Raw genomic sequence first — 19,494 nt, 5'->3', positions numbered from 1 at the left:
TGGAACTGTTCTCCCCCGCCCGGGCGGTCAGCGCTCGGCGTAGCGGATCGGGCCCAGCGGCCAGTCGGCGAGCCAGTCCGAGACGGCGTGGTGGAGCGGGGCGTCCAGGTGGGCGCGGTCGGCGCGGACCCAGGAGCTGACCGAGACCGCCGAGGGCTCCTCGCGGTCCGGGTAGATGTAGACGCAGCCGATCACCTCCGCGCCGGCCGGCTCCAGGACGGTGTAGGTGAAGCCGGTGCGGGCGGCGAAGTCGGCGGCGTGGCGGCGCAGGTCGGCCAGGTTCCGCTCCGGCGCCATGCCCTCGACGGGCGGCCAGTTCCGGCCGACGAAGCCGGGGGTGGCGCGGATGTGCTCGATGCTGCCGGTCCAGGCGGCGTGGTCGGAGGCGTTGTGCCGCTCGCCCAGGGGCTCCAGGCGGAACTCCGGGGCGAGCAGCTCGCGCGGGACGGTGAAGTCGGCGGGTACCAGCGGGTCGGTCGTCATGGTGATCAACCTACGGGCCGGTACCCGGCGCCCTCATCCGATTAAGCGCCCTGTCCGGCCTGCCGGAACGGGCTTCAGCGCTGGTGCACGGTGCGGCCGCGGACCACCGTGCGCAGGCAGGTCGGCAGCGGGTGGCCCGGGGTGAGGTCGGGCAGGCCGGGGGTGCCGGAGCGCGGGTCGGTGGACCAGCCGGCCACCCGGGAGTCGGGGGCCTGGACGACCAACTCGGCGGCGGCCCAGATCGCGTAACTGGCGACCGCGCCGGGCACCAGCACGCCGTCCTGGTCCCGGCCGATGGCGCGCCAGCCGCCGCGGGTGTGGGCCGTGAAGGCGGCGCGGACCGAGATCCGGTGGTCCAGGGTCCGGTGGAAGGCCGCGGCGCGGACGGTGCCCCAGGGGTCGAGCGGGGTGACCGGGGTGTCCGAGCCGAAGGCCAGCGGGACGCCGGCCCGCAGCAGGGCGGCGAAGGGGTTGAGGGCGGCCGCCCGGTCGGCACCCAGGCGCTGGACGTACATGCCCTCCGAGCCGCCCCAGGCGGCGTCGAAGGCGGGCTGGACGGAGGCGGTGAGGCCGAGCTCGGCGAAGGCGGCGATCGTCTTGTCGTCCAGCGACTCGGCGTGCTCGACGCGGTGGCGCATGGCCCTGACCCGGCCGGCGCCGACCCGCTCGCCGGCCGCCCGGACGCCCTCGACGACGGCCGCCACGGCCGCGTCGCCGATGGCGTGGAAGCCGGCCTGCAGCCCGGCCTCGGTGCAGGCGGCGACGTGGTCGGCGACCTGCTCGGCGGTCAGGTAGGCGGTGCCGGTGTGCTCGGCGTCGGCGTACGGGGTGTGCAGGCAGGCGGTGTGCGAGCCGATCGCGCCGTCCACGAAGAGGTCGCCTCCGGCGCCCACCGCGCCGAGCCGGCGGGCCGTCTCGACCCCGCCCAACTCGCCCCAGTAGCCGAAGACTTCGGGCCCCTCGCGGTCGGCGGCCAGGTCCAGCAGGGCGGCCAGGTCCTGCTCGGAGGAGATCTCCGGGCCGGCGCACTCGTGCAGGGCGCCGATGCCGAGTTCGGCGGCGCGGGACAGGGTGGCGCGCTGGGCGCGGCGGCGCTGCTCGGGGGTGAGGCGGGCCAGCGCGGTCCGCCGGACGGCGTGGTGGGCGTCCTTGGTGAGCGGGGCCTCGTCGTCGTACCCGGGCCGCTCGGCGAGGCCCTCGGTGAGGGCGCGCAGGGCGGTGGTGGCGAGCGCGGAGTGCACGTCGGTGCGGGAGAGGTAGAGCGCGGCGCCCCTGGCGGCGGCGTCGAGTTCGGCGAGCGTGGGCGGGCGGCCCTCGGGCCAGCCGGTCTCGTCCCAGCCGTGGCCGATCAGCACCCCGCCGGGCTCGGCCCGCGCGTCGACGAAGGCGGTGACGGCGGCCAGGGTGGCGGCCAGCGAGGGGCTGCCGGTGAGGTCGAGGCCGGTGAGCGCCAGACCGGCGGCGGTGGCGTGCACGTGGGCGTCCACGAAGGCGGGGGTGACCAGGGCGCCGTCCAGCTCGACGATCTCGTCGGCGGTCGCGGCGTACGCCTCGGCGGCGCCGTCGCTGCCGACCCAGGCGATGTGCTCGCCCTCCACGAGCATCGCGGTGGCGAAGGGGTCGGCGGGGCTGTAGACGGCGCCGCCGCGCAGCAGGACGGTCCGGGTGTCGCGTTCGGTCATGCCGCTAAGTCTGCACCTCGGCCCTTCGCGCTCAGAGCTTCGGGGGTCGTGCCTCGTACGGGGTGGAGAGGACGACGGTGGTGCGGGTGGAGACTCCGGCGGCGCTGCGGATGCGGGCGAGCAGGTCCTCCAGGTCGCCCGGGGCGCCGACCCGGACCTTGAGGATGTAGTTCTCGTCCCCGGCGACGCTGTGGCAGGCCTCGATCTCGGGCAGGCCGGCCAGCCGCTCCGGGGTGTCGTCCGGGGCGCTGGGGTCGAAGGGTTTGACCGAGATGAACGCGGTCAGCGCCAGGTCGACGGAGTCGGGGTCGATGATCGCGGTGTAGCCGCGGATCACCCCGCGCTGTTCGAGGCGGCGCACGCGCTGGTGCACCGCCGAGGTGGACAGGCCGGTGGCCTTGCCCAGGTCCGTGTAGCTCATCCGGCCGTCCTCTAGGAGCAGCTGGACGATGCGTTGGTCGAGATCCTCCACAGTCCGCAAACCTACCCGGTCGGGAGCACGGGGGGCGCACGCGGTGGCACGGGCGGTGCTCGCAGGTGCCAGGCGGGCACGTGCCGGGTGAATGTGGCGCGAGGTGTGGCCAAGGACACACCCGGTGCATCACGGTGCACAACACCGCAGGGTTATGAGCCCGGATCACAGGGAAGTGCTGGTTGTGGCCCTGGACGACCATGCCGGGCCCGATCCTAGGGGGATCCTCATGCCTGCTACTGACCAGCGCGCGCTGGGCGCCGACGAGATCGACGATGTGTCCGGCCGCGACGACCTCGCGGTCGACCACGCGCCGGGCACCGACCCCGGCGAGGCCGAGAACTGGGACGTCTTCCGGGTCAACTGCCCCGACTGCCGCCGCCCGATCGCGCTGGTGGCGGACGAGGAGCGGCTCCCCCAGCACGCCCTGCTGCCGACCGCCTGGAACCCCTTCACCCCCGCGATCTGCCCCGGTTCGGGCACGCCCACGGACGACCTCGCGGAGGTGGAGACGCCGGAGGACGCCGAGCCCACCGCGTTCGACACGCTGTTCAAGCTCCCGAACGGGCTGGACTGGCGCACCCAGCCGTTCTCGCACGCGGTGGCGGACCGCCCGGTGCGGATGGCCGTGGTCGACGCGACGGTGCCCGCCGTGCCCGTCCCGACCGTCGCCGCGCTGCGGTCGATCCCGGAGCAGCGCCGCCGGCTCGTCCGGCGCTGACCTCCCGCCCGGGGCCCCGGGCCGACGCTCCGCCAGGAACGCCTCCGGCCGTCACTCCGCACCCTGGAGTGACGGCCGGAGGCCGTACGCGAGCCCCCCGGGGGGTCAGCCCTTGGTGAGGTGGCGGCCGATCACCAGGCGCTGGATCTGGTTGGTCCCCTCGACGATCTGCAACACCTTGGCCTCGCGCATGAAGCGCTCGGCCGGGAAGTCCTGGGTGTAGCCGTAGCCGCCGAGCACCTGGACGGCGTCGGTGGTCACCCGCATCGCCGTGTCGGTGCAGAACAGCTTGGCCATCGCCGCCTCCTTCGAGAACGGGCGGCCCGCGTCCTTCAGGCGCGCGGCGGACAGGTACAGCGCGCGGCCGGCCTCGATCTGGGTGGCCATGTCGGCGAGCATGAAGGACAGGCCCTGGAAGTCGGCGATCGGGCGGCCGAACTGGCGCCGGGTGCGCGCGTAGTCGACCGCGAGGTCGAGCGCGGCCTGGGCGACACCGATCGCGCAGGCGGCGATGCCGAGCCGGCCGGAGTCCAGCGCGGCGAGCGCGATCTGGAAGCCCTGGCCCTCCTCGCCGACCAGCCGCTCGCGGGGGACCCGGGCGCCGTCGAAGTGCAGCTGGGCGGTCGGCGAGGAGCGCATGCCCATCTTGTGCTCCGGCGGGGCCGCCGAGAGGCCCTGCTGGGTGCCGGGGACCAGCAGGCAGCTGATGCCCTTGGCGCCCTCGCCGCCGGTGCGCACCAGGGCGCTGTAGAAGTCGGCCTGTCCGCCGTGGGTGATCCACGCCTTGGTGCCGTTCACCACGTACGCCTCGCCGTCGAGGTCGGCGCGGGTGCGCAGCGCGGCCGCGTCCGAGCCGGACTGCGGCTCGGAGAGGCAGTAGGCGCCGAGCTGGTCGCCGGAGAGCATGCCGGGCAGCCACTTGGCGCGCTGCTCGTCGGTGCCGAAGGTGGCCAGCGCGTGGCAGGAGAGGGTGTGCACGCTGACGCCGAGGCCGATGGCCAGCCAGCCGGCCGCGAGCTCCTCCAGCACCTGCAGGTAGACCTCGTAGGGCTGCTCGCCGCCGCCGTGCTCCTCGCCGTACGGGAGGGAGAGCAGGCCGGCCTCGCCGAGGGTGCGGAAGACCTCCCGCGGGAAGCGGCCGGCGGCCTCGTCCTCCGCCGCGCGCGGCTGCAGCTCGCGCTGGACCAGGTCCCGGGTGAGGCTCAGCAGCTCGCGGGCCTCCTCGCTGGGCAGCTGTCGCTCCACGGCTTTCACAGGGGAGGGGGTCATGGCGGCGGTCGCCTCCTCGATCAGGGCGCCGGACCGAGGGTGTGGCTCGGTCCGGAGCGGGGTGTGGCAGATCGGCCCGACCGGCACCGGGTCGCGGTGAACGGCCGTTCACATGTGTGGCGAAGCGAGTATGCCCGAATCCGGTGCCGCCGTCACGACCTGCGGAGATGAACTGGCCGCAGTGGTGGGCTACGGCACCGTAGGGTTGACAATGTGGCTGCATCAGGACTTTTCCCCACACCCGTCGACGACGCCCTGGGCGCCCTCGCGGCGGAGCTGCGCGCGCTGCCGCCGTCCTGCGGGCCGGTGCGGCTGGTCGCGGTGGACGGGCACGCGGGCTCCGGCAAGACGACCTTCGCGGGGCGGCTGGCGGCGGCGCTCGACGGGGCGCCGGTGGTCCACCTCGACGACCTGGCCACCCACCAGGAGCTCTTCGGCTGGACCGGGCGGCTGCGCGCGCAGGTGCTGGAGCCGCTGGCGGCCGGCCGGGACGCCGGGTACCGGGTGTACGACTGGACGCTGCGCCGCTTCGCGGGCACGGCCGCGGTGCCGGCCGCCCCGGTGGTGCTGGTCGAGGGGGTCGGCGCGGGGCGGCGGGAGGTGCGGCCGTGGCTGGCCCGGGTGATCTGGATGGAGCTGGACGCGGCGGCGGCCCGGCGGCGCGGGGAGGAGCGGGACGGTCCGGATCTGGCCGAGTTCTGGGCGGGCTGGGCCCGGGCCGAATCGGCGCATTTCGCCGTCGACCCGAGCCGCCCGCACGCCGCGACGCGGGTCGACGGGGTGACCGGACGGATCCTGCCGGGCACTGTCGGTGAATCTTCAACAAGCTCCTTGACCTGCGACATCACCAGGAATTAGGTTCTCCCCAGCCGCCGGAACGAAAGCTTCCGGCCGCCTCGGACCCGGCGCCCCCGGCTTGTTCCCCCGTGAGCCGGGGGCGTCGTCCGGTCCCCTTCCGAATCTCGCTCCCCCGCCGCCCGCTTCGTCGCCCGGCCGCTCAACAGCCGCTCCCGCGATCGCATTTGACCCTGTGCGGCACCCTTCCGGATCAGCCCGGCGCCGGTACGATTCCAGGCAGGCGCATATGCGCCGCAGGGGGCTCGACGACCACCGGCCAAGCTGCGCGGAGCGACTCACCGGCCGAGCCCCGGGCCACACCGCGGGGGGCGTGAGTGACGACGGTGGACAGTTCCGACAGCACGGCGGGCGGCCCGGACCGACTCGCCGACCGGGCCTGGCTGCGCGCCATGGACGCCTACACGGCCGGCGCGTACGCCCGGGCCGAGGAGGAGTTCCGGGCCGCCGTCCGGCTGGACCCTGGCATGGCCGACGCCTGGCTCGGCCTGCACGCGCTGCGCAGCGACACCTCGGCCGCGCTGCTGGCGATGTACCGCCACCAGAAGCGGTTCGGCGAACAGCGCCGGCTGCACCGACGGCCGCTCAGTTCCTGGTACTGGCTGGGCTGGTGGGTGCAGCCCGTCCTGGAGGACGCCCGCGACCTCGCGCTGGCGCACGCCTCGCACTGGCTGGACGGCCGCCACCTGGCCGAGCTGGACCGGGCGCTGGAGCAGTGCCCGGCGCCCAGCGAGGACCCGTCCGCCCGCTTCCTGTACGCCTGCCGCTCCTACCTGCTCAAGGACTGGGAGCAGCTGATCCGGGACACCGACCGGCTGCTGGACGACCCGCTGCTCGGCATCGAGGCCGGGCTGTTCGCCGGCATGGCGCGGGTGCGGCTCGACATGTGCGCGCAGGCGCAGGCGCCACTGGCCTCCTCGCTGGCCCGCTGCCGCTCCGAGCAGCCGCAGCGCAAGGAGCTGCGGTACTGGCTGGCGCGGGCGTACGAGGGCGCCGGGCGCAGCGCGGCGGCGCTGCCGCTCTACCGGGCGGTGCACCGGGCGGACCCGGCGTTCATGGACACCGCGACCCGGCTGACGGCCATCTCGGCCGAGGACGGGCTCGCGGACGGCCTGCTGGCCGACGGCCTGCCGGCGGACGGGCGCCCGGGCGGGGCCGACGGCGGCGCGGCCGGTTTCGTGGACGAGGTCGGCTACCCCGGCGGTCCGGGGTACGGCGAGGAGTTCGGGGACGGCGCCGGTCAGAGCGGTGCGACCGTCTCCGGCGACGGACCGCTGACCGACGGCACCCAGGACCTCGGGCTGCAGGGCGCCGGGCTGTCGGGCGCCGGGCTGCCGGGCGGCGGTGTGGGCGGTGGGCTGCCGGGCGGCGGAGTGGGCGGCGGGCCCTCGGTGGACGCCAGCCTGGTGGACGGGCCCGTGCCGGACGGCTCCCTGCCCGACGGGCTGCCGGGCGGCGTTCCGGCGGCGGGCTCCAGCGCGGAGGAGGTCCTGCCCGACGGGACGTCACCGGACGGCGCACCACAGGCCGCCGGGGAGCGCTCCGGCAGCGGCACCCCGATGGCCCCCACCGCGCCGCCGCTGCCCGTCCGCGGCCAGGCGCAGCCCCGGACCGCCGCGGCGCCCGCACCCCGGGCGGGCGGTCACGAGCGCGAGCTGGACGCCGCCCTGGCCGAGCTCTCGCTGATGGTCGGCATGGAGCCCGTCAAGCGACAAGTGCGGGCACTGTCAGCCCAGTTGAGAATGTCGCGGCTGCGGGCCGAGCAGGGCCTGCCGGTCCAGCCGCCCAAGCGCCACTTCGTCTTCTCCGGCCCCTCCGGCACCGGCAAGACCACCGTGGCCCGCATCCTCGGCCGGGTCTTCCACGCGCTCGGCCTGCTCTCCGGCGACCACCTGGTGGAGGCCCAGCGCGCCGACCTGGTCGGCGAGTTCCTCGGCCAGACCGCCGTCAAGGCGAACGAGCTGATCGACTCCGCCCTGGACGGCGTGCTGTTCATCGACGAGGCGTACAGCCTCTCCAACTCCGGCTACACCAAGGGCGACGCCTACGGCGACGAGGCGCTCCAGGTGCTGCTCAAGCGCGCCGAGGACAACCGGGACCGGCTGGTGGTGATCCTGGCCGGCTACCCCGAGGGCATGAACCGGCTGCTCGCCACCAACCCCGGCCTCAACTCCCGCTTCACCACCCGGGTCGACTTCCCCAGCTACCGCCCCGGCGAGCTGACCGCGATCGGCGCCGCGCTGGCCGGCCGGGACGGCGACGGCTGGGACGAGGACGCCGCCGAGGAGCTGGCCAGCATCTGCGCCCACGTCGTCCGCGAGGGCTGGATCGACGAGCTGGGCAACGGCCGGTTCATCCGCACCCTGTACGAGAAGTCCTGCGCCTACCGGGACCTGCGGCTGTCGCTGCTGCGCGAACCGCCCGGCCGGGAGGACCTGGCCACACTGCGCCTGCCGGACCTCGTCCAGGCGTACGGGGAGCTGATCGACGGCCGCGGCTGAGGGACGGCCGCACGGCATGGACGGCCGCGGCTGATCCGCGCCCGCCGGTCCCGGCGGGCGCCGGGCTCACCCCCTGAGCAGCGCGGCCTCCCGCTCGGGGTCGAGCCCGACCGTGACCCGGTCCGCGCGCTGCGGCGCGGTGCCGCCGATCCCCCGCAGCCAGGCCCAGGTGGACTCGACCGTCTCCGCGACCGGCCGGCAGCGCAGCCCGGCGCCGACCGCCCGCTCGACCGTGCCGGTGTGCAGGTAGTCGTACAGCTCACCGGGAGCCAGCCAGATCGGCAGCTCCGTCCACGGCTCGACGCCGGCCGCCAGGATCCGCTCGGGGTCGGTCCAGCACAGTTCGGCGTCCGAGCCGGTGGCCCGCACGCAGGCCTCCAGCAGCTCCCCCATGGTGGCGTGCCCGGACGGGCTGACCACGTTGTACGGGCCGCCGAGGCGGGCCACCACCGCGTCCAGGGTCCAGACCGCGAGGTCGCGGACGTCGATGTACTGCAGCGCCAGGTCGCGCGGGCCGGGGGCGAGCACCGGGCCGCCCCGGGCGATCCGGTTCAGCCACCAGGGCAGCCGGCCGATGTCCTCGTACGGGCCGAGGATCAGCCCGGCGCGGGCCAGCAGGGCCTGCCCGCCGTACTCCGCCTCCAGGGCCAGTTCGGCACCGCGCTTGGCCTCGGCGTAGGGCACCTCACCGGTGAGGTCCGGCGAGGAGGCCACCACCGGCGCCGCCTCGCCCCCGCCGGCCGCCAGCGGGTAGTCGTACACCGACCGGCTGGAGACGTACGCGTAGTGGCCGACCCGGCCCTTCAGCGCCCGGGCGCTGTCGCGCACCGCCGCCGGCGCCCAGGACCAGGTGTCCACCACCGCGTCCCACTCCCCCGAACCGAGCGCGGCGAGCCCGCCCTCGGCCGTGCGGTCGCCGGTCAGCACCCGGACGCCCTCGGGGGCGGGCTGTGTGCCCCGGTTGAGGGCCGTCACCTCCCAGCCCCGGGCCAGCGCCTCCTCGGCGACGACCCGTCCGACGAACTTGGTTCCACCCAGCAGCAGAAGTCTCATGCCGACCACCCTCCTCCGAGAGTGGCCGGCACGGAACGGCTGCATGCTGTGGGCAGAATCGCGGTGAGCGGACACGCCCCGGGCGAACGCGGGAACTCCGGTCGGCGGGGCTCCGGTGCGCGGGTCTCCGGTGTGCGGGTCTCCGGTGTGCGGGTCTCCGGTGTGCGGGTCTCCGGCCGACCAGGCGGGCGCGTCAGGCGGTGGCGCGGTGGTCCGGGTCGTGCATCTCGCCGACCAGCTCCTCCAGGACGTCCTCCAGCATCACCACGCCGAGCGTGCGCCCGTCCTGGTCCAGCACCGCGGCCAGGTGGCAGGCCGCGCGGCGCATCGCGCCGAGGGCGTCGTCCAGCGGGAGGCCGCCGCGCAGCGCCGTGATCGGCCGCCACAGCCGGGCCGGGATCGGCGCCGCGGGGTCGTCCACGTCGAGGACGTCCTTGAGGTGCACGTAGCCGAGGTAGCCGTGGCCGGCCGGGTCCCCGTCGGTGACCGGGAAGCGCGAGAAGCCGGTGCGCAGCGCGAGCGCCTCCACCTCGGCGGCGGTCGCCTTGGTGTCCACGGTGACCAGCTGCTCCGGCTGGAGCAGCACCTCGGTGACCGGGCGGCGGCCCAGCTCCAGGGCGTCCTCCAGGCGCTCCTGGCGGTCCTCGTCGAGCAGACCGGCGTCCCGGGAGTCCACCAGCAGGTACATCAGCTGCTCGGTGGTGAAGACCGACTCGACCTCGTCCTTGGCGTCCACCCGGAACAGCCGCAGGATGCCGTTGGCGAGGGCGTTCAGCACCCGGATCACCGGGGCGAGCCAGCGGGCCAGCCGGTCCAGCGGCGGGCCGAGCCAGAGCGCGGCCTTCTCCGGGCCGGCCATGGCCATGTTCTTCGGCACCATCTCGCCCATCACCATGTGCAGGAACACCACGACGGCGAGCGAGATCCCGTACGAGAGCGGGTGCATCAGGCCGGACGGGACACCGATCGCGTGGAACGGGTCCTCCAGCAGCGAGGCGATGGTCGGCTCGGCGAGCGCACCGAGGCCCAGCGAGCAGACGGTGATGCCGAGCTGGGCGGCGGCCAGCATCGCGGAGACGTTGGACAGCGCGTGCAGCACGGTGCGGGCACGCTTGTGCCCGGCCTCCGCGAGCGGCTCGATCTGGCTGCGGCGCACCGAGACGACGGCGAACTCGGCGCCGACGAAGAAGGCGTTGCCGAGCAGCAGCAAGAGCGCGACGGCGAGTTGGAGCGCGGTCATCGGACGCCCTCCCCGTCCTCGCCGAAGGATCCGGGCGCGCTGGTGCGCTCCACCCGGACCCGGCTGGTGCGGTGGCGGTCGACCGCGGTCACGGTGAACCGCCAGCCGGGCAGCCCGGCCTGCTCACCCACCTCGGGCAGCTTGCCGAGCAGGTCGGCGACCAGGCCGGCCAGCGTCTCGTACGGGCCGTCCGGGGCGTTCAGGCCGATGCTCTCCAGCTGGTCGATCCGGGCGCGGCCGTCGGCCTCCCAGACCGGCAGGCCGTCGACGGCCGGCAGCGGGGACAGGTCGGGGTGGTCGTCGGGGTCGTGCTCGTCCTGCACCTCGCCGACGATCTCCTCGACGATGTCCTCGACGGTGACCACGCCGGCGGTGCCGCCGTACTCGTCGACCACGATGGCCATCGGCTGGAGCCGGCGCAGCCGGTCGAGCAGCACCTCGGCGGGCAGCGTCTCGGGCACCAGCAGCGGCGGCGAGGACAGGCCCGCGACCCGCACCAGGCCGCGGCGGGCGGCCGGGACGGCGAGCGCGTCCTTGAGCGTCACGATGCCGGTGACCTCGTCCAGGCTGTCGGAGTAGACCGGGAAGCGGGACAGGCCGGTGGCCCGCGTCAGGTTGACGACGTCGGAGGCGGTGGCGTCGCGCTGGAGCGCGGCCACGTCGACGCGCGGGGTCATCACCGACTCGGCGGTCAGCTCGCCCAGGCCCAGGGTGCGGACGAACAGCCGCGCCGACTCCTCGTCTATCGCGCCGGCCTTGGCCGAGTGCCGGGCCAGCGAGACCAGCTCGGCCGGGGTGCGGGCGTGGCCCAGCTCCTCCTGCGGCTCGACCCCGAAGGCCCGGACCGTACGGTCGGCGGCGCCGTTGAGGAAGCTGATCAGCGGGCGGCAGACGAAGGAGAAGGCCATGTGCGGGGCGGCGACCGCGCGGGCCACCTGGAGCGGGCGGGAGATCGCCCAGTTCTTCGGGACCAGCTCGCCGATCACCATCTGGACGACGGTGGCCAGCACCATGCCGACGACCACGGCGACGCCGCGGGCGGCCGAGTCGGGCACGCCCAGGCCGGACATGACGGGTGAGAGCAGGGTCGACAGGGCCGGCTCGGCGAGCATGCCGACCACCAGCGAGGTGACGGTGATGCCGAGCTGGGCCCCGGAGAGCTCGAAGGAGAGGTGCCGCAGGGCCCGGGAGACGCGGGCGGACTGGGCGTCGCCGGTCGCGGCGGAACGTTCCACCGCCCCGCGCTCGACGGTCACGAAGGCGAACTCGGCGGCCACGAACAGGCCGTTGGCGAGGATCAGGAGAACGGCCGCGAACAACAGCAGCCAGGCGGTGATCACAGTGCCGCCTGCCTTCCGGAGGCCGGAAGTGGGGCGGCGCAGGTACTACCGGACGGATCGTCCATCGAGGGGGAGTGTCACTCCTCAGGTCGGTACGGTCTGGCGCTCTCGAGGCGCTTCGGGGCAGGGCGGACTTTGCCCTGCTTTTACCAGCGTAGACCATACCCGGACAGGCGTAGGAAGGGTGTTCGGACCCGCCGGGCCCACGAACCGCAGGCCGGGGGCGGCGCCGGGGGCGCCACGTCCGTGGACGTCGGCGTCAGGCCCCGGCGTGGTGCTCCACGAGGTCGCGCAGCGTCCGGGCGGCCGCGATCGCCTGCGCCTTGCCGACGCCCGACTGGATGCCGACCGCGGCGAGCGAGGTGCCGTCGGCGAGGTCGAGGGTGGCCCACGGGTCGCCCTGCCGGAAGTTGACCCGGACGATCTCGGCCCAGGCCAGCCGGCGGCTGCGGACGAAGTTGACCACCGTCACGCCGTCCGCGTCCGCGCTCACCCGGGGACGGGCCAGCATCAGGCCGACGGCGGCGAACAGCACGCCGCTGGCCGTCATCATGATCCGGTCGTTGAGCTGCCAGTTCTCCGGGAGCAGCACGGCCAGCACCGCGAACAGCACCACCAGCAGGGCGCAGACCGGCAGCAGCACGACGCGGGTGCGGCGCGGCGCCCAGGTGACGGGGAACTCGACGGACGGCGTGGACACGGGGGTCTCCGGGTGGATCTGGTGGCGGCAGCACGACGGGGCGGGGACGCCGGCCGGCGTCCCCGCCCCATTGAACCGTTCTTTACCCGCGGGCGGGCGGGCAGGTCACTCGCCCACGGACGAGCGGGTCACGCGCCCACAGGCGCGCGGGTCGCTCGCGCACGGGCGAGTGGGATTCAGAGGCGGCAGGCGTGGATGTTGGTGACCAGGATGGCCCGGGCGCCGATGCCCCACAGGTCGTCCATGATCCGCTGCGCCTCCTTGCGGAGCACCATCGCGCGGACCGCGACCCAGCCCTCGGTGTGCAGCGGCGAGACGGTCGGCGACTCCAGGCCCGGGGTCAGGCCCACGGCCGCGCCGACGTTCTCCGCGCGGATGTCGTAGTCCATCAGCACGTAGCGGCGGGCCACCAGCACGCCCTGGAGGCGGCGCAGGAACTGCTCCACCTGCGGGTCGTCGCCGGCGCCCTTGGGGCGGATCACCACGGCGTCCGAGATCAGGATCGGCTCGCCGAACACCTCCAGGCCCGCGTTGCGCAGGCTGGTGCCGGTCTCCACCACGTCGGCGATCACGTCGGCGACGCCCAGCTGCACCGCGGTCTCGACCGCGCCGTCCAGCTTGGTGACCGTCGCCTTCACCCCGTGGTCGGCCAGGTGCTGCTCCACCAGGCCGGTGTACGAGGTCGCGATCCGCAGGCCCTCCAGGCCCTTGACGTCCTCGACCGCCACGCCCTCGGGGCGCGCGAAGCGGAAGGTCGACCCGGCGAAGCCGAGGGCGAGCACCTCCTCGGCGTTGGAGTGCGAGTCCAGCAGCAGGTCGCGGCCGGTGATGCCGACGTCCAGGCGGCCGGAGCCGACGTAGACGGCGATGTCGCGCGGGCGGAGGAAGAAGAACTCGACCTCGTTGTTCGGATCGACGAGGACGAGCTCCTTGGGATCCTTCCGCTGGCGGTAGCCGGCCTCATGGAGCATCTCCGCCGCGGGACCCGAGAGCGAACCCTTGTTGGGGACGGCGATGCGCAGCATGGGAGGTTGCTTCCTTACCTGTTGAAGGGGACTGCTCGGCGGAGCTTGAGGGTTCAGAGGTACTTGTAGACGTCGTCGAGCGTCAGCCCACGGGCGATCATCATCACCTGAAGGTGGTAAAGGAGCTGCGAGATCTCCTCCGCTGTCTGCTCGTCCGACTGGAACTCGGCGGCCATCCAGACCTCGGCGGCCTCCTCGACGACCTTCTTGCCGATCGCATGGACGCCCTGCTGGACGAGCTGCGCGGTACGGGAGGACGAGGGGTCGCCGGTGGCGGCCTTCTGCTGGAGCTCGGCGAAGAGCTCCTCGAATGTCTTCGAAGCCATGATGGGGCCACCTTACGGCGTGCGGACGGACGGACGGTAAACGGTCCCGGACCGTGGACAGTCCGGTGGACGTCCGCGGTCCGGGACCGTACGGGCCCTCGTCAGTGCGCGGCGCGCAGCACCGCGGCGGTGGCGACGGCGGCGGTGACGGCCTCGTGGCCCTTGTCCTCGGCGGAGCCGGGCAGCCCGGCGCGGTCGAGCGCCTGCTCCTCGTTGTCGCAGGTCAGCACGCCGAAGCCGACCGGGACGCCGGTGTCGACGCTGACCTGGGTCAGGCCGACGGTGGCCGCCTGGCAGACGTAGTCGAAGTGCGGGGTGCCGCCGCGGATCACCACGCCGAGGGCGACCACGGCGTCGTAGCCGCGCTCGGCCAGCCGCTTGGCGGCGACCGGCAGTTCGAAGGTGCCCGGGACGCGCAGCACGGTCGGCTCGGCGATGCCCAGCTCCTTGAGCGCGCGGTGGGCGCCGTCCAGGAGGCCGTTCATCACCTGGTCGTGCCACTGGGCGGCGATGACGGCGACCTTGAGGTCGGCGGCGCCGTCGATGGTCAGCTCGGGGGCTCCGTGGCCGCTCATGTTCTTACTTCCTGTTCGTCGTACGAGTGGTGGGCGTGTTCAGGAGCCGAGGCCGGGCAGGTCGTGGCCCATCCGGTCGCGCTTGGTCCGCAGGTAGCTCAGGTTGTGCTCGCCGGGCGCGATCTCGACCGCCTCGCGCCCCTTGACCTTGAGGCCGTGCTCGGTGAGCGCGGTCAGCTTCTGCGGGTTGTTGGTGAGCAGGGTGAGCGAGCGGACGCCGAGGTCCACCAGCATCTGCGCGGCGATGCTGTAGTCGCGGGCGTCGGCGGGCAGGCCGAGGTCCAGGTTGGCGTCGACGGTGTCGCGCCCCTGCTCCTGCAGCTCGTACGCGCGCAGCTTGTGGGCCAGGCCGATCCCCCGCCCCTCGTGCCCGCGCAGGTAGAGCACCACGCCCCGGCCCGCCTCGGCGATCCGCTGCAACGAGGCCTCCAGCTGCGGGCCGCAGTCGCAGCGCAGCGAACCGAAGACGTCGCCGGTCAGGCACTCGGAGTGGACCCGCACCAGGACGTCCTCGCCGTCCGGCAGCCGTCCGGAACCGTCCAGGCCGCCGTCCGGGCCGCCGGAGGCCACCAGGGCGATGTGCTCGGTGCCGTCGATGGTGCCCCGGTAGCCGACGGCGGTGAACTCCCCGTACGCCGTGGGCAGGGAGGTGACGGCGGCCCGGTCGACGTGTAGCTCGGTGCGGCGACGGTAGGCGATCAGGTCCTCGATGGAGATGATCGCGAGGCCGTGCTCGCGGGCGAAGACGACCAGCTCGGGCAGCCGGGCCATGGAGCCGTCGTCGTTGACCACCTCGGCGATCGCGCCGGCCGGCGGCAGCCCGGCCAGCCGGGCCAGGTCGACGGCGGCCTCGGTGTGGCCGGGGCGGACCAGCACCCCGCCCTCGACCGCGCGCAGCGGGAAGACGTGCCCCGGGCGGGTGAGGTCGCCGGGCTCGGTGCCGGCCGAGGAGAGCAGCCGGACGGTGCGGGCGCGGTCGGCGGCGGAGATCCCGGTGTCGACCCCCTCGCGGGCGTCCACCGAGACGGTGTAAGCGGTGCCCTTGCGGTCCTCGTTGACCTGGGTCATCGGCGGGAGCTTGAGGCGGTCCAGCTCCTCGCCGGTCATCGGGGCGCAGATCACGCCGGAGCTGTAGCGGATGGTGAAGGCCATCAGCTCGGGGGTGGCGGCGGAGGCGGCGAAGACGATGTCGCCCTCGTTCTCCCGGTCCTCGTCGTCGACCACGATCACCGCGCGGCCGAGGGCGATGTCGGCGATCGCCCGCTCGACCGGGTCGAGGACGAGCTCGACCTCGGTGGTGCCCTTGTCGGACTGGTTCTCGGTCATGCCGTGGCTCCCTGCGGGACGGTGGCGGACTCGGTGCGCGGTTCACGGGTGCTCAGCCACCAGGAGCGCAGGCCGAGCAGCACCAGGACGAAGTAGATGGAGTAGGTGAGGCCGGAGAAGGAGTAGCCGCTGTTGAAGGCGAGCGGGACGCCGACGACGTCGACCGCGATCCAGGCGAACCAGAACTCCAGCCAGCCACGGGCCTGGGCGACCATCGCCGCCAGCGTGCCGACGAAGATGTAGGCGTCCGACCAGGGACTCCAGGACAGGCTGGGGTAGGACTGGAAGAGCATCGCCAGCGCGACGGTGCCGACCGCCGTACCCGCCGCCAGGGCGGCCCGCTCGGGCCAGGTGGCGAACCGGACGGCGATCGTGCCGGTGTCGCGGCGGCCGCGCCGCCACTGGGCCCAGCCCCAGGCGGCGGTGGCGATCACGATCAGCTGCTTGCCGATCAGGCCGGGGACGTGGCCGCCGAGGTAGGCGGTGATCAGCACCACGCCGGACAGCAGCTGGACCGGCCAGCTCCAGACCGAGCGGCGCCAGCCGAGCGCGAGGCCGCCGAAACCGAGCAGGTTGCCGAACATGTCGGCCCACTTCACGTGTTCACCGAAGACGGTGAACGCTTCTCCACTGAGCCAGCTCATTCGGACTCCCCCGGGGTTCCGTCGGTCGGCAGGTCGGACAGGTCGGACGAGGTGGACGGGTCGGACGGGATGGAAAGGGTGGAGAGGCCGGGCAGGCTCGGCAGGGTGCGCGACTCGAGCAGCCGCTCCACGTACTTGGCGAGCACGTCCACCTCCAGGTTGACGCTCTCGCCGACGGTCTTGGCGCCCAGCGTGGTCAGCGCGAGGGTGGCCGGGATGAGGCTGACGGTGAAGCTGTCACGGGCGGCCTCCACCACGGTGAGGCTGACGCCGTCGACCGTGATCGAGCCCTTCTCCACCAGGTAGCGGGAGATGGTGTCCGGCAGCGAGAACCGCAGGACCTCCCAGCGCAGTTCGCCGTTCGCGTCGCGCTCGCCGGGCTCGCGGCTCACCAGCCGCCCGGTGGCGTCGACGTGGCCCTGGACGAGGTGACCGCCGAGCCGGGCGCCGAGCGCCATGGCGCGCTCCAGATTGACCCGGGAGCCGGGCTTCAACTCGCCGAGGCTGGAGCGGTGCAGCGTCTCGGCCATCACGTCGGCGCTGAACTCGCCGGTGCCCGCGGCCAGTTCCTCCGGGCTGTCGACGACGGTCAGGCAGACGCCGTTGACCGCGATGGAGTCGCCGTGCCCCGCGTCCGAACAGACCACCGGGCCACGCAGGCGGATCCGCGAGGAGTCGCCGATCTCCTCGATCGACACGACCTCGCCGAGCTCTTCGATGATGCCGGTGAACACCCGGGTTCTCCTCGCGCTTGGGGCGCGGACTCCGGGGCGGCAGGGGGAGATGACGCGGACGGGCACCGGTGCACGGGCTCACGGCGGCACCCGTCGCCGGGAGCGCCCAAGCCGCCGGGAGATCGCTCACCCGGCCCGGGAGACACCCGTCTCCCGTCGTTCACCTGACCGCGGCCGACCCGGATGTTCGGGACATCCGATGGACCACGGGAACTGCTCTTCGTCCGCCCGCGCACGCCTCCCATCCGGACTTTAACCGTCGGTCCAGGAATTTCACCTGGTCAACCGGCCGCTGGCTGCGGACGGGTCGCGGACTGTAACCGCCGGTTCGGATTTTCACCGACCCCGGAGTGCGCTGAACGTCACTGCTGTTGCGGTCATTCTGCCACGGTCGACGCAAGGGCAGGGAGTGGGTTTCGCTGTGGCCTGTTTCACGGCCTTGCGGGGAATGTGCGGCGGGGTGCTACGTGCTGCTGTCGGGATCCGGTGTGGTGGTCGGTGGCGGGGGGTCCGGCGGGGGTCCGGCGGGGGGCTGCCCGACAGCCGGGGCGGTCTGGTGGCGGACAGGCGTGGTGGGGGCGACGCTGGTAGGTGGGGCCCTGCCGGTGACGCACCGAAGCTACGGAGGCGAGGGCGATGGCGAAGTTCATGGACGTCCACCACGGGATGGCCGGGATCACGGCCGAGCAGCTCAAGGCGGCCCACGCGGCCGACCTGAAGGTCGAGGGCGAGGAGGGCGTCCACTTCGAGCAGGCGTGGGCGGACCCGGACTCGGGCACCGTGTACTGCCTCTCCGAGGCTCCGACCAAGGAGGCCGTGCAGCGGGTCCACACCCGTACCGGGCACCCGGCGGACGAGATCCACCCGGTGCCGCTGTCGGTGTGAGGGCGCCGTCGCCGGTGCGAGGAGAGGGACGGGCGCGTTACGGAGTGCGAGCGGGGAGCGCTCTCGGCGAGCGCTCCCGCGGAGTGTTCAGAGTGCGGCGGGTGCGGTGACCTGGAGGAAGTGGGTGACCTCCGGGGGGTGGGCGAGGTAGCGGAGCTCGCCCTCCGACCAGACCGGCCGGATCCGCCACATCGGCCCGGCGTACCCGCGCAGCGCGTCCTCGTCGCGCCAGCGGCTCACCACCAGCACCCGGTTCCCGTTCTCCTCCGACACCGGACGCAGCAGCTCGCCGCCGAGGCAGCCGTCCGTCCGCCCCAGCTGCGGGAGCACCTGGGCGGCCAGGTGGGCGCAGAACTCCTCGATGCGACCGGCCGGCACCTGCCCGGCCCAGATTCTGACGATCACGACCACCACCTCCGGCTGGCTGGGGTCCCCGGCCCCATTAGTCCCTGGCCCCATTATCAGCGGAAAACCGCTGGTGGCGAGGGGTACGGCCGGGCTTCTCCCGGGGGTCGCGGGCGGCCGGGCCGGCGGGGTGCCGGAGGGCCTCGGCTAGATTTCCGGTATGACCACCACACCGGAAACTGCCGCTCCGTCAAGCGCCGGACCGGACCGGCCGACCAGTCTGTTCGAGGCCCTCCGCGCGGACGCCCTCCGCGACCCGGCCCAGCTGCGCGAGATCTACGAGCAGCCCGGCGATCACGCGCGCCGCAAGCAGGTCGACCACCTGCACGAGGTCGCCCAGCGCCTGATCGCCTGCTCGCCGCTGGTCTTCGTGGCCAGCTCCGACGCCGCCGGGCGCTGCGACGTCTCCCCGCGCGGCGGGCCGGCCGGGCTGGTCTCGGTGCTCGACGAGCACACCCTGGCCATCCCGGACGCCACCGGCAACAAGCGCCTGGACACCCTGCACAACATCCTGGAGAACGGCCGGGTCGGGCTGCTCTTCGTCGTCCCGGGCCGGGAGACCACGCTGCGGGTCAACGGACGGGCCTGCGTCTCCACCGACCCCGAGCTGCTGCGGCAGCTGACCGCCGTCGGCAAGCCGCCGCGCAGTGCGATCGTGGTCGCGGTGGAGGAGGTGTACGCGCACTGCCCGAAGTCCCTGCTGCGAGCCTCGGCCTGGAAGCCGGAGAACTGGCTCGCCAAGGACGCGCAGCCGACGTCGGCGGAGGTCACGCTCTCGCACCTGCGGGACGAGTCGCTGACCATCGAGATGATCGAGCAGACCGAGCGGGAGTCGCTGCTGTACCGGTACGAGTGAGGCGGCGGGCCGGGCCGGGCGTACGGGCCCCGGCGGGCGGGGACGGTCGGGCCGGGCCGGGCCGGGCATACGGGGTCCCGGCGGGCCGGACCGGCGTGTCCGCCCGCCGGGGCCCGTACGCTCAGGCGGCCTTGGGGACGTCCACCACGGCCGCGCCGTCGGCGGCCCGCTGGACGGCGTCGACGCCCTTGTGGGCGGCTTCCTTGCTGACGTAGCCCTGGCCGGTGGCGACGATCTCGCCGTTGCCCGCCTTGAGCCGGAACCGGTACTTGCCGCCGGCGTCCTGATAGACCTCGAACTTGCCCGACATCCGGGCCACCTCCTCGTGCGGCGCTCGGCGCGCCCGCTGATCGGCCCCCTGCAGCACCGTGCGCCCGGCGGCCGGGCGGCCGCACCCGGTCG

Annotated in this window: 21 protein-coding genes and 1 riboswitch; of the genes, 5 read left to right on the top strand and 16 right to left on the bottom strand. The window is 73.9% G+C overall.

Annotated elements, in window-relative coordinates; genetic code table 11:
- Positions 1-27: 27 nt before the first annotated feature.
- The 3 genes from IE332_RS17735 to IE332_RS17725 all read right to left on the bottom strand — a co-directional run bounded on the left by IE332_RS17735 (position 28) and on the right by IE332_RS17725 (position 2,637).
- Positions 28-483 (bottom strand): N-acetyltransferase, encoded by a 456-nt coding sequence (locus IE332_RS17735; RefSeq protein ID WP_189917194.1) that lies wholly within the window; start codon positions 481-483, stop codon positions 28-30.
- A 74-nt stretch (positions 484-557) separates the two neighbouring features.
- Positions 558-2,165 (bottom strand): amidohydrolase, encoded by a 1,608-nt coding sequence (locus IE332_RS17730; RefSeq protein WP_189917193.1) that lies wholly within the window; start codon positions 2,163-2,165, stop codon positions 558-560.
- A 31-nt stretch (positions 2,166-2,196) separates the two neighbouring features.
- Positions 2,197-2,637, bottom strand: coding sequence for an Lrp/AsnC family transcriptional regulator (locus IE332_RS17725; protein WP_030243361.1), 441 nt, complete (start codon positions 2,635-2,637; stop codon positions 2,197-2,199).
- A 229-nt stretch (positions 2,638-2,866) separates the two neighbouring features.
- Between IE332_RS17725 and IE332_RS17720 the strand changes: the two genes are divergently transcribed.
- The gene (locus IE332_RS17720) at positions 2,867-3,358 is read left to right on the top strand and encodes a hypothetical protein (protein WP_189917191.1); all 492 of its coding nucleotides are present in this window, start codon (positions 2,867-2,869) and stop codon (positions 3,356-3,358) included.
- A 105-nt stretch (positions 3,359-3,463) separates the two neighbouring features.
- On the opposite strand, the gene IE332_RS17715 is transcribed toward IE332_RS17720, so the two are convergent.
- Positions 3,464-4,627, bottom strand: coding sequence for an acyl-CoA dehydrogenase family protein (locus tag IE332_RS17715; RefSeq protein ID WP_189917189.1), 1,164 nt, complete (start codon positions 4,625-4,627; stop codon positions 3,464-3,466).
- 213 nt (positions 4,628-4,840) lie between these two features.
- Here IE332_RS17715 and IE332_RS17710 point away from each other — a divergent pair, with 213 nt between their 5' ends.
- Both IE332_RS17710 and IE332_RS17705 read left to right on the top strand, forming a co-directional pair.
- Positions 4,841-5,485 carry a uridine kinase family protein gene (locus IE332_RS17710; protein ID WP_229928675.1) on the top strand — a complete coding sequence of 215 codons (645 nt, stop codon included), beginning with the start codon at positions 4,841-4,843 and terminating at the stop codon, positions 5,483-5,485.
- Positions 5,486-5,874: 389 nt separating this feature from the next.
- Positions 5,875-7,983 carry an AAA family ATPase gene (locus IE332_RS17705; protein WP_189917328.1) on the top strand — a complete coding sequence of 703 codons (2,109 nt, stop codon included), beginning with the start codon at positions 5,875-5,877 and terminating at the stop codon, positions 7,981-7,983.
- Between the two features lie 66 nt (positions 7,984-8,049).
- On the opposite strand, the gene IE332_RS17700 is transcribed toward IE332_RS17705, so the two are convergent.
- From IE332_RS17700 to IE332_RS17655, 10 genes are all read right to left on the bottom strand, one after another.
- Positions 8,050-9,036 (bottom strand): NAD-dependent epimerase/dehydratase family protein, encoded by a 987-nt coding sequence (locus IE332_RS17700; protein ID WP_189917187.1) that lies wholly within the window; start codon positions 9,034-9,036, stop codon positions 8,050-8,052.
- A gap of 193 nt (positions 9,037-9,229) precedes the next feature.
- Positions 9,230-10,276, bottom strand: coding sequence for a hemolysin family protein (locus IE332_RS17695; protein WP_189917185.1), 1,047 nt, complete (start codon positions 10,274-10,276; stop codon positions 9,230-9,232).
- Entirely contained in the window at positions 10,273-11,616 is a 1,344-nt protein-coding gene (locus tag IE332_RS17690) for a hemolysin family protein (RefSeq protein WP_189917183.1), read from the bottom strand. The genes IE332_RS17695 and IE332_RS17690 overlap by 4 nt, the downstream gene beginning before the upstream one ends.
- A 259-nt stretch (positions 11,617-11,875) precedes the next feature.
- Positions 11,876-12,316 (bottom strand): PH domain-containing protein, encoded by a 441-nt coding sequence (locus tag IE332_RS17685; protein WP_189917182.1) that lies wholly within the window; start codon positions 12,314-12,316, stop codon positions 11,876-11,878.
- Positions 12,317-12,492: 176 nt separating this feature from the next.
- On the bottom strand, positions 12,493-13,341 hold the full coding sequence (gene hisG, locus IE332_RS17680) for an ATP phosphoribosyltransferase (protein WP_189917180.1): 849 nt from the start codon (positions 13,339-13,341) through the stop codon (positions 12,493-12,495).
- Positions 13,342-13,394: 53 nt separating this feature from the next.
- A complete protein-coding gene (locus tag IE332_RS17675) occupies positions 13,395-13,667 on the bottom strand; it encodes a phosphoribosyl-ATP diphosphatase (RefSeq protein ID WP_097238956.1) in 273 nt (90 codons plus the stop codon).
- Positions 13,668-13,768: 101 nt separating this feature from the next.
- Positions 13,769-14,242 carry a 6,7-dimethyl-8-ribityllumazine synthase gene (ribH, locus tag IE332_RS17670; RefSeq protein WP_189917178.1) on the bottom strand — a complete coding sequence of 158 codons (474 nt, stop codon included), beginning with the start codon at positions 14,240-14,242 and terminating at the stop codon, positions 13,769-13,771.
- A gap of 39 nt (positions 14,243-14,281) precedes the next feature.
- Positions 14,282-15,568: a bifunctional 3,4-dihydroxy-2-butanone-4-phosphate synthase/GTP cyclohydrolase II gene (locus IE332_RS17665; protein ID WP_189917176.1), complete on the bottom strand. Its 1,287-nt coding sequence runs from the start codon at positions 15,566-15,568 to the stop codon at positions 14,282-14,284.
- Positions 15,565-16,212 carry a nicotinamide mononucleotide transporter family protein gene (locus IE332_RS17660; RefSeq protein ID WP_189917174.1) on the bottom strand — a complete coding sequence of 216 codons (648 nt, stop codon included), beginning with the start codon at positions 16,210-16,212 and terminating at the stop codon, positions 15,565-15,567. The genes IE332_RS17665 and IE332_RS17660 overlap by 4 nt, the downstream gene beginning before the upstream one ends.
- Complete coding sequence (locus IE332_RS17655; protein WP_189917172.1) at positions 16,209-16,946, bottom strand: riboflavin synthase; 738 nt, start codon at positions 16,944-16,946, stop codon at positions 16,209-16,211. Before IE332_RS17655 ends, IE332_RS17660 begins: the two co-directional genes overlap by 4 nt.
- A gap of 229 nt (positions 16,947-17,175) precedes the next feature.
- A riboswitch (FMN riboswitch) is annotated at positions 17,176-17,303 on the bottom strand.
- A gap of 279 nt (positions 17,304-17,582) precedes the next feature.
- Between IE332_RS17655 and IE332_RS17650 the strand changes: the two genes are divergently transcribed.
- Positions 17,583-17,831, top strand: a complete 249-nt coding sequence (locus IE332_RS17650) for an SCO4226 family nickel-binding protein (RefSeq protein ID WP_189917170.1) — start codon at positions 17,583-17,585, stop codon at positions 17,829-17,831.
- A gap of 87 nt (positions 17,832-17,918) precedes the next feature.
- Here IE332_RS17650 and IE332_RS17645 read toward each other — a convergent pair whose 3' ends face one another.
- Positions 17,919-18,236, bottom strand: coding sequence for an antibiotic biosynthesis monooxygenase family protein (locus IE332_RS17645; RefSeq protein WP_189917168.1), 318 nt, complete (start codon positions 18,234-18,236; stop codon positions 17,919-17,921).
- Positions 18,237-18,396: 160 nt separating this feature from the next.
- On the opposite strand from IE332_RS17645, the gene IE332_RS17640 reads away from it, so the two are divergent.
- A complete protein-coding gene (locus IE332_RS17640) occupies positions 18,397-19,092 on the top strand; it encodes an MSMEG_1061 family FMN-dependent PPOX-type flavoprotein (protein WP_189917166.1) in 696 nt (231 codons plus the stop codon).
- A 121-nt stretch (positions 19,093-19,213) separates the two neighbouring features.
- On the opposite strand, the gene IE332_RS17635 is transcribed toward IE332_RS17640, so the two are convergent.
- On the bottom strand, positions 19,214-19,402 hold the full coding sequence (locus IE332_RS17635) for a YegP family protein (protein WP_189917164.1): 189 nt from the start codon (positions 19,400-19,402) through the stop codon (positions 19,214-19,216).
- Between the last annotated feature and the right edge of the window lie 92 nt (positions 19,403-19,494).

Origin of the sequence: Kitasatospora xanthocidica (assembly GCF_014656195.1) — a bacterium.
Classification (GTDB): domain Bacteria; phylum Actinomycetota; class Actinomycetes; order Streptomycetales; family Streptomycetaceae; genus Kitasatospora; species Kitasatospora xanthocidica.
The sequence above is the reverse complement of the archived record's forward strand: the minus strand, read 5'-3'. Positions and strand labels throughout refer to the sequence as shown.